At 69.3% G+C, this 14,508-nt stretch carries 13 protein-coding genes; 1 reads left to right on the top strand and 12 read right to left on the bottom strand.

Annotated features, from left to right (window positions below; genetic code table 11):
- A partial coding sequence (gene tatC, locus F3H13_RS14380) for a twin-arginine translocase subunit TatC (protein ID WP_223174431.1) occupies positions 1-985 on the top strand: 985 nt, incomplete at its 5' end.
- A gap of 125 nt (positions 986-1,110) precedes the next feature.
- On the opposite strand, the gene F3H13_RS14375 is transcribed toward tatC, so the two are convergent.
- The 12 genes from F3H13_RS14375 to hemL all read right to left on the bottom strand — a co-directional run bounded on the left by F3H13_RS14375 (position 1,111) and on the right by hemL (position 14,503).
- Positions 1,111-1,614 (bottom strand): universal stress protein, encoded by a 504-nt coding sequence (locus F3H13_RS14375; protein ID WP_149799689.1) that lies wholly within the window; start codon positions 1,612-1,614, stop codon positions 1,111-1,113.
- Positions 1,615-1,792: 178 nt separating this feature from the next.
- Positions 1,793-2,662, bottom strand: a complete 870-nt coding sequence (locus F3H13_RS14370) for a winged helix-turn-helix domain-containing protein (protein WP_149799688.1) — start codon at positions 2,660-2,662, stop codon at positions 1,793-1,795.
- A gap of 313 nt (positions 2,663-2,975) precedes the next feature.
- Positions 2,976-3,875, bottom strand: a complete 900-nt coding sequence (gene argF / locus F3H13_RS14365; protein ID WP_149799687.1) for an ornithine carbamoyltransferase — start codon at positions 3,873-3,875, stop codon at positions 2,976-2,978.
- 58 nt (positions 3,876-3,933) lie between these two features.
- The gene (locus tag F3H13_RS14360; RefSeq protein ID WP_149799686.1) at positions 3,934-5,106 is read right to left on the bottom strand and encodes a [LysW]-lysine hydrolase; all 1,173 of its coding nucleotides are present in this window, start codon (positions 5,104-5,106) and stop codon (positions 3,934-3,936) included.
- Entirely contained in the window at positions 5,106-6,233 is a 1,128-nt protein-coding gene (locus F3H13_RS14355) for an aspartate aminotransferase family protein (RefSeq protein WP_149799685.1), read from the bottom strand. The genes F3H13_RS14360 and F3H13_RS14355 overlap by 1 nt, the downstream gene beginning before the upstream one ends.
- On the bottom strand, positions 6,230-7,171 hold the full coding sequence (locus tag F3H13_RS14350; RefSeq protein ID WP_149799684.1) for an acetylglutamate/acetylaminoadipate kinase: 942 nt from the start codon (positions 7,169-7,171) through the stop codon (positions 6,230-6,232). Before F3H13_RS14350 ends, F3H13_RS14355 begins: the two co-directional genes overlap by 4 nt.
- Positions 7,168-8,217, bottom strand: a complete 1,050-nt coding sequence (gene argC, locus F3H13_RS14345) for an N-acetyl-gamma-glutamyl-phosphate reductase (protein ID WP_149799683.1) — start codon at positions 8,215-8,217, stop codon at positions 7,168-7,170. Before argC ends, F3H13_RS14350 begins: the two co-directional genes overlap by 4 nt.
- Positions 8,214-9,107, bottom strand: coding sequence for a lysine biosynthesis protein LysX (lysX, locus tag F3H13_RS14340; RefSeq protein WP_149799682.1), 894 nt, complete (start codon positions 9,105-9,107; stop codon positions 8,214-8,216). The genes argC and lysX overlap by 4 nt, the downstream gene beginning before the upstream one ends.
- Before the next feature lie 79 nt (positions 9,108-9,186).
- A complete protein-coding gene (gene lysW / locus F3H13_RS14335) occupies positions 9,187-9,375 on the bottom strand; it encodes a lysine biosynthesis protein LysW (RefSeq protein WP_004599337.1) in 189 nt (62 codons plus the stop codon).
- Between the two features lie 252 nt (positions 9,376-9,627).
- Entirely contained in the window at positions 9,628-11,151 is a 1,524-nt protein-coding gene (gene argH, locus F3H13_RS14330) for an argininosuccinate lyase (RefSeq protein ID WP_149799681.1), read from the bottom strand.
- Entirely contained in the window at positions 11,152-12,381 is a 1,230-nt protein-coding gene (locus F3H13_RS14325) for an argininosuccinate synthase (RefSeq protein WP_149799680.1), read from the bottom strand.
- Positions 12,382-13,165: 784 nt separating this feature from the next.
- On the bottom strand, positions 13,166-14,503 hold the full coding sequence (gene hemL / locus F3H13_RS14320) for a glutamate-1-semialdehyde 2,1-aminomutase (RefSeq protein WP_149799679.1): 1,338 nt from the start codon (positions 14,501-14,503) through the stop codon (positions 13,166-13,168).
- Between the last annotated feature and the right edge of the window lie 5 nt (positions 14,504-14,508).

The raw sequence follows: 14,508 nt of genomic DNA, 5'->3' as shown, positions 1-14,508 counted from the left end.
CGAGGAGATAGGCGTCGAGGACGAGGAGATAGGCGTCGAGGACGAGGAGATAGGCGTCGAGGACGAGGAGATAGGCGTCGAGGACGAGGAGATAGACGTCGAGAGCGGCCGGGTGGATATCGAAGACGACGGCGAAGACGAAGACGCCGAAGCCGACGCCGAGGGCCTCCGTGACGGCGGCACGCCGGCGACGACCGCGGACGCCGCGACCGCCGACGCCGCGACGGCGGTCGACGACGATGACGAGCCGTTCGGCGGGATCGAGGGGCCGGAGACGGACGAGGAGATGCCGCTCGCGGCTCACATCGAGGAGATGATGCGCCGGCTGGCGGTCGTGTTCCTCATCGGCGGGCTCGCCACCCTCGTCGTCGTCACCGAGTCGACGGAACTCATCAACTACTTCTGGAGCTACCACATCCCCGCGCCGATGGAGAACCGCCCCCGACTGTACGGTCCGCTCGAACTCCCGCTCACCCGACTGAAGGTCGCCGGGCTCGCGGGCGTCGTCGTCGGGCTCCCGGCGTTCGTCTACGAGACGTACCGGTTCATGCGCCCGGGGCTGTACCAGACCGAGCGGCGCTACTACCTCGCGGCGGTGCCGACGAGCCTCGTGCTCGGCGGGGTCGGGATCGCGTTCGCGCACTTCCTCGTGTTGCCCGCGATCTTCTCGTATTTCACCACGTACACCTCCGACGCCGCGACGATCGCCTTCGGGCTCGCGGAGACGTTCAACCTGATCGTCATCATGCTGGCGTTCATGGCGATCGTCTTCCAGATCCCGCTTTTCATCATGCTCGCGATCATGATGAACCTCGTCACTCGGCAGTGGCTGGAGGCGAAGCGGCTGATCTTCTGGGGGTCGTTCCTCGGGATCGCCTTCCTCTTCAGCCCCGACCCGACCGGAATGGCGCCGATCATCGTGACGCTCACGATGATCGTCTTATTCGAGGGGACGCTCGCGGTGCTGCGCTGGACCGGGAACTAGAGCCGCTCTTGCTGTTTGTTTTGTCATAATTCCCTGCGTCTACGCAAGGCTCACAAGTGGATTCGATCTACTCGCGAACGGACGGGTCGGTCATTCCCTCCCACGAGAACGGTCAGAGGCCGCGTTCATCCATCGATAGCGGTAGAGACGGGATCGGCCGTGACGGGCTCGCGTCGAGGCACCCGAATGACCCGTCCTTCGAAACTCCGGGCGAGCCTCTTGTCACCCCATCCCAACCGGCGGCGCCACCACGAGCGCTGCTCGGCAAGCATGATCGTCCCGCAGTCGTGTTGGTCGGCGATCTCCAGCAGGGTCGCATCGACCTGGCCGACTGCGCCGACTGTCACGTAGGCGATATCGAGGTCACCGACGGCCGCGCGTGCGGCCCGGGTAGCGACGGCTCTGGCCCTTTCCCGCGCCTGATCGACCGTGAATGTGGCCCCGTCCTTCCGGAGTTCGGGAATTGTCCCGATCGCTCCGAGGTGGTCATCGAACTGGGCCGTCGACATCACGTGGGCCACGACGAGAGTTGACTCCTCTAGGCGGGCCGATTCAATCGCCCGCTCCATCACGTAGCCGTTCGCGTCAGTGCTGTCCACCGCGACGAGAATATTGTTCGTGTCGGTCATCACAATTCTGGAGGCCCTGTGAGGAGATAAATAATCTCAGAATGATACTTCGCTTGGAAATCCAACCGAAGAATTCTTCTCTTCCTCCGTCGGCTGCCGGGTCAGGAAAGGCTCCTTCACGGTATGCGTACAATCCCCACCCGGTAGCGGCGACAGTCCGGAGAGCCGTTTGCTCTCCCTACGTGATCGTCACGCTCTCGGTGGTGCCCGCCGGACCGATTGCGGCGACGAGTTCTCCATCGGTAAACTCGATAGACACCCGGGCCGTTAGTGGGTCGTCGCTCGCTATGTCGACGGTGAAATCCGTTTTCCCGTCGAGGTATCGCCACGACGGGTCGTTGAGAACGTCGATCCCGTGGTCTTCGAAGAACGAGACGGCGACGGGGTGGAACAGCGCCGGGAGCATGGCGGACGCCGTCAGTTTGTCCCCACATCGACCGCACTCGAACACCGCTCGGACCCGTCTCTGGCTATCCGCGTGGACTGGTTCGAGCCGACCGTCGACGCGGCCGCCACAGTTCGAGCAGAACCCTTGGAGGACTTTCAGCACTGTCGCGTGCATCCACCGGTCGAAAGCGTACGGGAGTTCGTCACGAGTGTACTGGTCGAGGGTTGCGGGTGGAAACGAGAACTCGTTGCGCCACTCCTCACATACCGGGCAGTAGAGTTTCGCCTTTTCGTCCGCGTACTCCGTGACAAGGACGTCGCTTCCACACATGGGGCAAGGTCCCTCGAACTCGAATGGGGGAAGCGACGCGTCCGTCGTGTACGCGCCCGACTGGATCGCGCCGTACATCTGGGCCCCCGCGAGCGAGAGGCTGTATCCGTCCCCGTCCTTCGTCACGAAATGTCCGGTCAGTTTCCCGAGGTGGTAGTTGAACTTCCCCGAGTCGCGTTCACCCACCCGTTCGCGGAGGGCCGAGAACGACAACGGTTCGTTCGCCTCCCCGAGTGCCCGGACGATACTCACGCGGAGACCGTTCGACAGCAACCCGAACGCCTTCTCGGGTGATTGACGCTCTACTGCGACCTCCTTCTCGTTGCGCATGCGGCCTCAGACGCGGTGAGCTGAGAAAGCGCTTCTGACTGCTAGACAAACGCCTGACGCCTCGTGGACGCGTGCTGACTCCCGTCTCTGCGGGACCGCAGCCTCACACCTCCCCAGCCTCATCATCGGAATACGTCCGGTTTCAAGCGAGAGCGAAGCTCTCGCCCCGTCGATGGTCCGCCGCCTCGCTCCGGACCACCGACTCCAGCGAGGGACCTTCGGTCCCTCTCACAGCCGGCGACAGAGCCGCCGTCGACGCCACCGCACAGTCGTTTATAAGTAGCCTCGCCGTCCGATCGGACCCGATCCGTCGTCACTCCCCGCCGAGCAGTTCGACGAGCAGCGCGTTCTGGGCGTGCATCCGGTTTTCCGCCTGGTCCCAAACCAAGGCCCGGTCGGATTCGAGCACGTCGTCCGTGATCTCCTCGCCGCGGTGCGCGGGCAGGCAGTGCATCACCTTCGCGTCGGTGCCGGCGAGCAGGTCTGTGTTCACCTGGAACCCGTCGAAGGCGGCGAGCTTCTCGTCGCGTTCGTCCTCTTGGCCCATCGAGATCCACACGTCGGTGTAGACGACGTCGGCGCCGTCGATCGCGGCTTCGGGGTCGGTCGTCGGCTCCACGTCCAGCCCGAACTCGGCGGCGCGGTCGAACACGTCGGGGTCCATCCCGTAGTCGGCGGGCGTGGCGACCGCCACGTCGATTCCCGCCATCGCCGCGCCGACGACGAATGACTGCCCGACGTTGTTGCCGTCGCCCACCCACGCGACGGTGGCCTCCTCGCCGACCGTCTCCCGGATCGTGAGGAGGTCGGCGAGCGTCTGACAGGGGTGCGCCTCGTCGGTGAGGCCGTTGATCACCGGGCAGTCGGCGTACTCGGCGAGGATCTCGACGTCCGCGTGGTCGAAGAGGCGCGCCATCACCCCGTCGACGTACCGGCCGAGCACGCGCGCGGTGTCCTTCAGGGGCTCGCCGTGACCCAGCTGGATGTCGTCGGGACCGAGGAACATCGCGTGGCCGCCGAGTCGGGTCATCCCCGTCTCAAAGGAGACGCGGGTGCGCGTTGAGGGCTTCTCGAATATCATCCCGAGGGTCGCGTCCGCCAGTCGAGGGTCCGTCTCGCCCGCCTTCATCGCGGCGGCGCGGTCGAGCAGGGCGTCCAGTTCGGCTGGCGTCACGTCGTCGATATCGAGGAAGTCGTCGGTGGCGAGTGGCATCGTTGGGTTGGGAGTGGTGTCGTGTCGTTCGAAAACGGTGAGCGCGGGTCGCGCCGAGTCAGAGTCGCTCGCGGCAGACCTCGGTCAGCACGTTCACGGCGCGGTCGAGGTCCGGCAGCGGGAGCCGCTCGTCGGGCGCGTGGTCCAGGTCGGAGTTTCCGGGGCCGTAGGTGACCATCGGGCAGTCCCACGCGGCTGCGAAGAGGTTCATGTCGCTTGTGCCGGTCTTCCGGAGCAGGCGCACGTCGCCGCCGGCGCCCCGGATCGCGACGCGGAACGCCCGCGCGAGACCGGTGCGAGGGCTCTCCATCACGGGGGGCATCGGGTCGCCCCAGTGGACCGAGCCGGTGGACAGCTCCGCCTCCGCCAGCTCGTGGATCTCGTCGACCGGCCGCGAGGGCGGGATCCGGAGCTGGACGTCCATCGTCGTCTCCACGGCGAGGCCGTCGTCGCTCAGGCCGCCGTCGATCGAGATGGGCTTGGTCGTCACCTGGTCGAACACGGCGGTCTCGGCGTCGTCCGGGGTGAACGCCTCCTCGACGCCGTGCCACCAGTCGATCGCGTGCTGGATCGCGTTCGGCTCCGGCCGCGAGGAGTGGCCCGACTCGCTCGTGTTCACGTACGTCCCCTCCAGCAGGCCGCGGTAGCCGAGGGTGATCCCCTGCCAGCCCGACGGCTCGCCGTTGACCACCGCCTCGGGCGCGTCGCGGTCGTCGATGAGGGCGCGCGCGCCGCCGGAGTCGACCTCCTCGCGGACGACGCCGGCGAAGGAGACGCCGGTCTTCACCGCCGCGACCGCCATCGCGACGAGCGGGCCCGTCGCGTCGACCGCGCCGCGACCCCACAGCACGGGGTCGCCGGGCTCGCCGACGCGGACGTCGGAAGGTTCAGGGAGTTCACCCTCGGGCGGCGCCGGCCGCACCTCGACCGGGATGTCTCCCGGGACGGTGTCGACGTGGGAGGTGAGCAGCACGGCGTCGTTCGCCGGCGCGCGGACGTTCCCGACCTCGTCGATCCACGCCTCCCGGCCGTTCGCCTCGAAGAAGTCGACGAGGCGCTCGGCGGCCCGCTCCTCCTCGCGCGACGGCGAGGGGATCGAGACCATGTCGTACAGCAGCTTCCGGGCCGCCGTGTCGCAGGCCGCCGGGTAGCCGCCGCCCGCGACGACGTCGGTGCCGCCGGACGACGAGTCGTCGTCCGCCGCGTGCTCCCGCCCCTTCCCGGCCGCCATCAGCCGATCACCTCGGCTATCGCGTCGACGACCGCGTCGGCGTGCTCGCGCTCGATCGTCAGCGGCGGGAGCAGCCGCAACACGGTCCGTCCCGCCGGCAGCGCGAGGATCTGGTGATCGATGGCGAGGTCGCGCAGCAGGCGGTTCGAGCCGCGGCGCACCTCGACGCCGATCATCAGGCCGTCGCCGCGCACGTCGCGGACGCCGTCGCCGAGGCGGTCGCGGAGCTCGCCGCGGAGGTAGCTCCCGACCTCCTCGGCGTGCGCCGCCAGCTCCTCGCGTTCGATCACGTCGAGGGTGGCGCCCGCGGCCGCGGAGACGACGGGGCCACCGGAGAACGTCGAGCCGTGGTCGCCGCCGTCCTCGGCGATCCAGTCGCGACACAGCGTCGCGCCGATCGGGAGCCCGCTGCCGAGCCCCTTCGCGGTCGTGAGGATGTCCGGGACCACGTGGTGGCGGTCGGCGGCCCACATCGACCCGGTGCGGCCCAGTCCGGTCTGGATCTCGTCGAGGATCATCGCCGCGCCCGACGTCGCGGTCGCGACGCGGACGGTCTGGAGGTACTCGGTCGAGACGGGGTTGATCCCGCCCTCGCCTTGGAGCGGCTCTAAGATGACCGCGGCGGTGTCCTCGTCGACGGCCTCGCGCATCGCGGCGGCGTCGCCGTACTCGACGAACTCCACGCCGCCCGCGAGCGGGCCGAACCCTTTCTTGTACTTGTCCTTCCACGTCGTCGCGAGGGTCCCCATCGTCCGGCCGTGGAACCCCTGCGTGGTCGCGATTATCTTCTCGCGGCCCGTCGCGTGCCGGGCGAACTTCAGCGCGGCCTCGTTCGCCTCCGTCCCGGAGTTACAGAGCCAGACGTTGTCGACGTCGACGGGCGCGACCTCGGCCAACTGCTCGTACAGCGCCGTCCGCGCCGCGTGCGGGTACGACGCCTGGACGTACATCAGCTCCTCCAGCTGGCTCGTCGCGGCGTCGACGACCTCCGGGTGGCAGTGGCCGACCGGCGTACAGGCGTAGCTGGCGCCGAAATCGAGGTACTTCGTGCCGTTCGCGTCGGTGAGGTGGACGCCGTCGCCCGAGGCGATCTCGATCGGCTTCTCGGAGAAGACGAAGCCGCTCACGCGGTCTCACCTCCCTCAACCTCGGCGTTCTCGTCGCCGTCGGCGCCGCCTTCGTCCGCGTCGGCGCCGAGTGCCGACCGCTTTATTGTCGTCCCCTCGCCGTCGAGCGCGGCGACGACCGGGTCGCGGACGTTGGCGTCCGCGATCACGACGCGGCCGGCGCCGCCGTCGAGCGCCTCCGTCGCGGCCATCACCTTCTTTCCCATGAACCCCTCCGCGGCGGCCTCGACGGCCGCCAGCTCGTCGGGCGTCGCGGCCGCGTCGATGCGCGTCCCGGGGTCGTCCGGGTCGGCGTACACGCCCGAAACGTCCGTCAGGAGGACGAGGTCGGCGCCGAGCGCGCCCGCGACCGCCGCGGCCGCGCGGTCGGCGTCCGCGTTGACGGGAGTGACCTCGCCGTCGCCCTCGTCGCCCGCCATCGGCGGCGAGACGACCGGGGTGTAGCCGTCGGCGAGGAGCCCGGAGAGGAGGTCGGCGTTCACCGACTCGATCTTCCCCGAGTGGTCCCCGCGCCGGATCTTCCGTTTCCCGTCCTCGATCACGCGGACCGCCGACTTGCGCGGGCCCGAAAGGAGCCCGCCGTCGACGCCCGAGAGGCCGACCGCGTCGACTCCGGCCGAGCGGAACTGCGCCGTCAGCTCCGTGTTGAGTTTCCCCGCCATCGCCATCGCGAACGCCTCCATCGTCTCCGCGTCGGTGAACCGCCCGGTGACGCCGGAGGCCGATTCGACGTACTCGGGCTCGATGCCGAGCCGTTCGAGCGTCTCGTCGACGACCGTCGAGCCGCCGTGGACGACGACGACCGGGCGCCCGTTGGCTGCGAGGTGCGCGACGTCCCCGACCGCGCCGGCCGGGTCGACCGCCTTCGCGCCGCCGATCTTGACGACGACGGGGGGTTCGTCGGCGGCGGCTCCGCCGTCGGTCCGTTCCCCGCTCATGGCGCACCCACCGGGTGGAGCCCGTCGAACTCGAGGCCGGCGGTCTCGGGCAGCCCGAGCGCGACGTTCGTCGCGTGGACCGCCTGTCCCGCCGAGCCCTTTGTCATGTTGTCGATCGCCGAGAAGACGACGACGCGCCGGTTCCCGGGATCGAGCTCGAAGCCGACCTCGCCGTGGTTGGTGCCGGCGACCGACTTCGGCTCGGGGTAGCGGTAGACGCCGCCCCCGCCGGAGACGATCCGCATGAACGGCTCGTCGGCGTAGGCGTCGCGGTACGCGCCCCACAGGTCTCCCTTCGAGACCGGCCCGTCGGGGAAGACGTGGCAGGTCGCGCTCGCGCCGCGGACCATGTCGACCGCGTGGACCGTGAAGGAGACGGAGAGCCCGAGGTACGCCTCGATCTCCGCCTCGTGGCGGTGGCCGGTGGGCGCGTACGGGCGCACGACGCCCGAGCGCTCCGGGTGCGAGGAGGCCGCGCCGCCGCCGGCGCCGCCCTCCGAGGAGCCCACCTTCACGTCGACGACGACCTCGCCCGCGTCGGGGCCGAGCGCGCCCGCGTCGACGAGCGGCTTGAGGCCGAGGATCGTCGCGGTCGCGTTACAGCCGCCGCCGGCGATCAGGTCGGCGCCGGGGAGGTTCTCGCGGTTCAGCTCCGGGAGCGCGTACTCCGCGCGTTCGAGGTACTCCGGCGACTCGTGGCCGTCGTACCACTCGTCGTAGGCGTCGGCCTCGGGGAGCCGGAAGTCGGCCGAGAGGTCGACGACCGTATCAGCAGCGTCGAAGAACTCGTCGATCCGCCCCATCGAGACGCCGTGCGGGGTCGCCGCGAAGAGGACGTCGACCGATTCGAGGTCGTTCGGGTCCGAAAAGCGCAGGTCGAGCCCGCGCAGGTTCGGGTGTGAGCGCCCGACGGTCATGTTGTCGGCCGACCGCGAGGTGGCCTGGACGACCTCGAAGCCCGGGTGGCCGGCGAGGATCCGCAGCAGCTCGCCGCCGGTGAAGCCGGTGCCGCCGACGACGCTCGCGGTGTAGGTGTCGGCGGTCACGCGTCCACCTCCGAAACCGCTCCGTCGGCCAGCGCCGCGGCCTTCGCCTCCAGCCAGTCGACGACCTTCGCCGGGACGTCGACCTCGGTGGCCGAATCGAGCGCCTTGAACTCGACGGTATGGTTCACCTCGTGGACGGTGTACTCGCCGGAGTCCTCACCGCCGACCTCCATCAGGTCGACGCCGAGCATCCCGCCGCCGACCGCGTCGGAGGCCTTCTCGACCAGTTCGATCGCGCGCTCGTCGAGGTCGAACGACGCCGTCTCGCCGCCCTTGGCGGCGTTCGTGAGCCAGTGGTCCGACGAGCGCGTCATCGCCGCGATCGGCTCGCCGTCGACCGCCAGCACGCGGATATCGCGGCCGGGCTTGTCGACGAACTCCTGGACGTAGAACACCTTGTGCTCGTAGTGGCCGAGCGTCTCCTTGTGCTCTAAGATCGCCTCGGCAGCGTTGCGCGAGTCGATCTTCGCCATCAGCCGCCCCCACGAGCCGGTGACCGGCTTGAGGACGCAGGGGTAGCCGAACTCCTCGATCGCCTCTAAGGCGGCCTCCGTCGTGAACGCGACTTCGGTCGCCGGGGTCGGCACGTCCGCCTCGGCGAGCGCGAGCGAGTTCTTCGCCTTGTCGGCGCAGACGTCGCCCGTCTCGGGCGAGTTCACCACGGGGACGCCGTAGCTGTCGATAAAGCGCGTCGCGTACAGCGACCGGCTCGTCGACAGGCAGCGGTCGACGACGATGTCGAGGTCGTCGACGGCCGCCGTCGTCGATTCGAGGCCGAACCGCTCCTTGCGAACGTCAATCTTCTCGACCTCGTGGTCCCGCTCGCGGAGCTCGTTGAGCAGGAGCTTCTCGTCTTTCCGGATCCGGGAGTAGAGGACTCCTACGCGCACGTTGATCCCCCTCCGTTCGCGTCGGCGCTCACGCGCATGTCGACCACTCGGGAGTCGCGGTCGCGGCGGTCGGCGCCATCTACTCGCCCCAGTCCTCCTCGAGCTCGGGCGCCTCCTCTAAGACGACCGGATCGAGCGAGATGACCTCCAGCTCGGTCCCGGTGACCGGACTGTCGATGATCTCGCCGACCTCGACGTCGGCCGGGATCTCGATTTCCTCGCCCGTGATCGGGTCCTCCGCTGTCAGCGTGTCGGTGTCGCTCGTCATCGTGCCAGTCACTCGTCCTCGAATAGGCATAAAGGCTTCGAACTTATTGGGTAGTTTACATAATACGGATCGGCCGCTAACGGGAACAATTCGACGAAATCGAGTCGTGTCGAGATCGGATGTCAGATCTCGGTAGTAAATGCGTCCCCCTACGGGGACGGTCGTCGGCGTCGGCCGGGTCGGCCTCGACCCGGCCGGAATCGATCGGGCCAGCGCTGGTCGAGCCGACGGCGGCCCCGCCGGTGTCCCGGCTCAGACATAGCGATCGACCTCCGCGTCCAGCGTATCGCTCGCGTCGGCGAGCGCGTCGCGCTCGGCGGCCAGCGCGGCCTCGTCCGATTCGATCCCGGCCTCGGCCGCGGCGAGCTCGTCGGCGACCGCCTCGGGGGCCGGCCCCCCGGCGGAGTCGCGGCTCGCGACGCTTTCGGCCGGGTCGAGCGCAGACGCAACGTCCTCGCGGCTCACGTACGCGGAGAGGGGCTCGCCTGTCACCTTTCGCGCGGCCTCGTCAACTTTTGCGGCCGCCGCGTCCGGCGAATCGCCGTCGGAGACGGTCTCGGCGGCGGTCGCGACGATCTCGTGGGCCGTGCGGAAGGGCATTCCGCCGGCCGCGAGCAGGTCGGCGACGCCCGTCGCCGTCGAGAAGCCCTCGCCCGCGGCGGCCGCGAGCGCGCCTTCGTCCCAGTCGGCGGTCGCGACCGCGCCGGCGGCGACCTCGGTCGCCTCCCGCACGTCGCCCGCGATCTCGAAGACGCTCGCGTGGGCGCGCTGGAGATCGCGGTTGTAGGCGCGCGGGAGCCCCTTCAGCAGGCTCAGCGTGCCCGTCGCCTCACCGATCGCGTCGCCCGCGACGCCGCGGGTCAGCTCCAGCGTGTCGGGGTTCTTCTTCTGGGGCATGATAGAGGAGGTGGAGGAATACGCGTCCGCCAGCTCGACGATCCCCTTGTTCGAGAAGACGATCAGGTCCTCCGCGAGCCCCGACAGCGTCGTCGCGAGCGTCGCGAGCGCGCTCGCCGACTCCGCGAGGAAGTCGCGCGTCGAGGCCGCGTCCATCGAGTTGCGGACCGTCCCGTCGAACCCGAGCAGCTCGGCGGTCCGGCCGCGGTCGACGTCGAAGGGCGTCCCCGCGAACGCGGCCGCGCCGAGCGGCGACCGGTTGACCCGGCCGTAGGCGTCGAGCAGGCGCTCCGTGTCGCGGGCGAGCCCGCCCTCGTACGACAGCAGGTAGTGCGCGACGGTGGTCGGCTGGGCCGGCTGGAGGTGGGTGTACCCCGGCATCACCGTCTCCCCGTGCTCGTTCGCGACCTCGACGAGCGCCTCGCGGGCGGTGAGGGTCGCCTCGACCGCCGCCAGCAGGTCCCCGCGCAGCCGGTACCGGATGCAGGTCGCCACCTCGTCGTTGCGCGAGCGGGCGGTGTGCATCCGGCCGCCGTCAGGCCCGATCCGGTCGATGACGGCCGTCTCGATCGCCTCGTGGACGTCCTCGCCGTCGGAGAGGTCACCGTGGCCGGCGGTCTCGATGCCGTCGAGCGCGGCGAGGATCTCGCCCGCGACCGCGTCGTCGACGATCCCCTGCTCCGCGAGCATGACGGCGTGCGCGCGGTCGACCGCGAGGTCCGCCTCGAAGATGGCCGCGTCGGCCGCGAGGCTCGATAAGAACTCGCGGGCGGGGCCGCCGCTGAAGCGGTCGCGGCGGACGGCGGTGTCGCCCTCGCCGGCCGCGTCGGGAGCGTCCGCGTCGGCGTCCGTCGCGGCGTCGGGATCGTCGTCTGTCATCTATTCGGAATCGTCCGCCTCGCCGGAGCCGTCCGTCGCGAGTTCGGGCTTCGAGACCGCCTTCTTCACGTCGTTGGCGAGGCGCTCCTGGAGCCCGTGGTACTTCGCGACGCCCGTGGCGTCCGACTGGGCGATGCCGGCGACGTCCTCGGTGTTGAACGAGGCCATCTCCTCGGAGTAGACGGCGTACTCGGAGTCGCGTGCGACCACGCGGCAGTCGCCGCCGGACACCTTCACCGTCGCCGTGCCGGTCACCACGTCCTGCGTCTCGTCGACGAAGGCGTTCAGCGCGTCGACGACGGGCGCGAAGACGAGCCCCTCGTAGGCCTTCTCGGACCACTCCTGCTCGATCCCCTTCTTGAACGAGCGCTCGTTTTTCGTGAGCACGAGGTCCTCGAGCGCCTGGTGGGCCGTGAGCAGGACGGTCGCGGCCGGGTGCTCGTAGTTCTCGCGCACCTTCAGGCCGAGCATGCGGTCCTCCATCACGTCGGTGCGGCCGACGCCGTAGCCGCCGGCGTACTCGTTGAGGTGCTGGATGAGCGGGACGGGGTCCATCGCCTCGCCGTCGACCGCGACCGGGACGCCCGCCTCGAACGCGACTTCGATGGTGGTCTCACCCTCGGGCTCGGCGGTCCACTCGTAGATGTCCGCCGGCGGCTCGTAGTCGGGGTTCTCCAGCTTGCCGCCCTCGACCGCGCGCGACCAGATGTTCTCGTCGATGGACCAGACGCCGCCGTCGCCGGCCTCGACGGGCAGGTCCTTCTCGGCGGCGTAGTCGATCTCCCACTCGCGGGTGAGGCCGAGCTCGCGCACGGGAGCGATCACCTCGAGGTCGGAGCCGCGCCAGACGGCCTCGAACCGGAGCTGGTCGTTCCCCTTGCCCGTACAGCCGTGGGCGATGGCGTCACAGCCCTGCTCCTCGGCGACGCCGAGGATCGCCTCGGCGATGACCGGGCGCGCGAGCGCGGTGCCGAGCGGGTAGCCCTGATAGCTGGCGTTGGACTTCACCGCGTCGAAACAGAGGTCCGCGAACTCTGCTTTCGCGTCGACGACGTGGAGGTCGAGCCCCAGCGCCTCGGCGGTCTCCTCCGCCTCGTCGAACTCCTCGGTCGGCTGCCCGACGTCGACGTTGACGCCGATGACCTCGTCGTAGCCGTACTCCTCTTTCAGTAGCGGTACGCAGACCGTGGTGTCGAGTCCCCCGCTGAACGCGAGTGCAACGCTCGTCATTACCAGTGTACACCCGGCCTACACCCTTAAATTCAGCGATTTAAATGTTGGAAGCAAAAGACAGCGCGGCCGCTCGCGGCGACGAGAGTCGAGACTCTCCGGAACGAAACGGCGCGAACGCGACGAGAGGTGAAGATTATTGGCCCGAGGGGCCTCGTCGTCGCGCCGCGCCGGAAGCCGGTCGCGGCGGTCGGACGTCTCGTCGCGGTCGCAGGGCTCGTCGGCCTCGGAAGAGGGTGGCGCCGGAACGAGCCGCTGCGGTCATCACCTGTACGTACCCGATCTCCGCTATAAAAGCGTTCCGCAATACGCGACCGATAGCGGATCGACGGCGGAATCCTCCGAATACCCAGCCGCTCGCTTATAAATGGCTGACTGTGGATCGACGGCGAACACCTCCAAAGCCCCAGCCGCTCACTTATAAATGGCTGACTGTGGATCGACGGCGAACACCTCCAAAGCCCCAGCCGCGAGGCCGCCGTACGCTCGCTGCGCTCCTCGCTCGCTCCGCTCGCTGCGGTGCTTACGTCGCCTGCGGCGGCCTCGCGGCTGCCCCTTTGAGTCCCGCCCGCACAGCAACCGCACCTCACGCCTCCCCAGCCTCGCCGCTCGCTCCCTTCGGTCGCTCGCGGCGTCCCTCGCGCGTGCTCCTCGCGGCCGCCGAGGGCGGCCGCTCGCAGGCACGCGCCACCGCGCCGGTTTTTATAAGAAATCGTCGCTACGACGTTCGTATTTAAAAACCGTCACGACGACAGCGGTCTCGAACACCGGCTCCCGCCGTCGGTCAGAGCGCTTCCCGGTACGCCTCCAGCGTCTTCTCGACGTCCGCCTCGGTGTGCGCGTAGGAGGTGAACTGGCACTCGAACTGGTTCGCGGTGAGGAACACGCCGCGGTCTTTCATCTCCTGCCAGAACACGCGCTCCCAGCGGTCGGTGGCGGCGTCGGCGACGTCGGCGCCCGTCTTCGGGCAGTGATCGTAGCGGGCACAGTCGGGGTCCTGCCGGCAGCCGCCCGCACAGCAGGCGTCGACGTCGTCGGGCGCCTCGCGGGTGAATATCGTCTTGAACATCGAGTCGGTGCCGACGACGGTGTACTCCGGCGCGCGCTCGGCGCAGATCTCGGCGATCCCCTCCCGGAGCTGCCGACCGAGCCGGTTGACGTGCTCGTACACGTCGTTCTCGCCGGCGTACTCTAACCCGGCCTTCCCGGCCGCCATCGTCACCGGGTGCCCGGAGAAGGTGCCGGACTGGAACACGTCGCCCGCGGGCGTGAACCCCTCGATGATATCCGCTTTCCCGCCGATCGCGCCGACCGGGAAGCCGCCGCCGATGATCTTGCCGAACGTCGTGACGTCGGGGGTGACGCCGAACTTCGACTGCGCGCACCCGAGGCCGCCCACGCGGAACCCGGTGATCACCTCGTCGAAGACGAGGAGCGAGCCGTAGTCGTCACAGAGGTCTCGCAGGGTCTCGTGGTAGCCGTCGATGGGGGTGACGATCCCCTTGTTGGCGAGGATCGGCTCGGCGAGGACGGCCGCGATCTCGTCGCCGTGCTCCACGAACACCTCCTTGGCCGCCTGCGGGTCGTTAAACGGGATCGGGAGGGTGTGCTGGGCGAACTCCTCCGGGATTCCCGCCGTCGACGGGTGCGCGTCCCCGGGCGACCCCTCGACGAGCGTCGACTCCTGGGCGCCGTGGTAGCCGCCCTGCATCACGACGATCTTGTCGCGGCCGGTGTGCCCGCGCGCCAGCCGGACCGCCGAGACGGTCGCCTCCGTCCCGGAGTTGACGAAGCGGATCGACTCCACGCTCGGGACGTGCCGCGCCACGAACTCGGCGTGTTCGACCTCAATCTCCGTCGGCGCGCCGTACATCGGCCCCTCCGCGACGTGCGACTGGACCGCCGCCTCGACCGGGTCCGGGAGGTCGTGGCCGTACAGCAGCGGCCCGTAGCCCATCACCCAGTCGACGTAGCGGTTCCCGTCGGCGTCGATCACGTGGCCGCCGTCGCCGCGCTCGACGAAGAACGGGTGCGGCATCGTCGCTCGGACCGAGGAGTTGACCCCGCCCGGTATCACCGACAGCGCGCGGTCGTACAGCCCGCGCGAGCGCTCGTGGTTCATACGTA

It is taken from the genome of Halorubrum xinjiangense, from assembly GCF_900102375.1.
Classification (GTDB): Archaea; Halobacteriota; Halobacteria; order Halobacteriales; family Haloferacaceae; genus Halorubrum; species Halorubrum xinjiangense.
This window is presented reverse-complemented; position numbering and strand designations above follow the sequence as displayed.

Excerpts from the sequence above, each read along its gene's own strand:
- F3H13_RS14370 (WP_149799688.1), bottom strand. The coding sequence starts at position 2,662 with ATGCGCAACGAGAAGGAGGTCGCAGTAGAGCGTCAATCACCCGAGAAG.
- argH (WP_149799681.1), bottom strand. The coding sequence starts at position 11,151 with ATGACAGACGACGATCCCGACGCCGCGACGGACGCCGACGCGGACGCT.
- F3H13_RS14375 (WP_149799689.1), bottom strand. The coding sequence starts at position 1,614 with ATGACCGACACGAACAATATTCTCGTCGCGGTGGACAGCACTGACGCG.
- F3H13_RS14350 (WP_149799684.1), bottom strand. The coding sequence starts at position 7,171 with ATGAGCGGGGAACGGACCGACGGCGGAGCCGCCGCCGACGAACCCCCC.
- F3H13_RS14325 (WP_149799680.1), bottom strand. The coding sequence starts at position 12,381 with ATGACGAGCGTTGCACTCGCGTTCAGCGGGGGACTCGACACCACGGTC.
- hemL (WP_149799679.1), bottom strand. The coding sequence starts at position 14,503 with ATGAACCACGAGCGCTCGCGCGGGCTGTACGACCGCGCGCTGTCGGTG.
- lysW (WP_004599337.1), bottom strand. The coding sequence starts at position 9,375 with ATGACGAGCGACACCGACACGCTGACAGCGGAGGACCCGATCACGGGC.
- F3H13_RS14360 (WP_149799686.1), bottom strand. The coding sequence starts at position 5,106 with ATGGCGGCCGGGAAGGGGCGGGAGCACGCGGCGGACGACGACTCGTCG.
- argF (WP_149799687.1), bottom strand. The coding sequence starts at position 3,875 with ATGCCACTCGCCACCGACGACTTCCTCGATATCGACGACGTGACGCCA.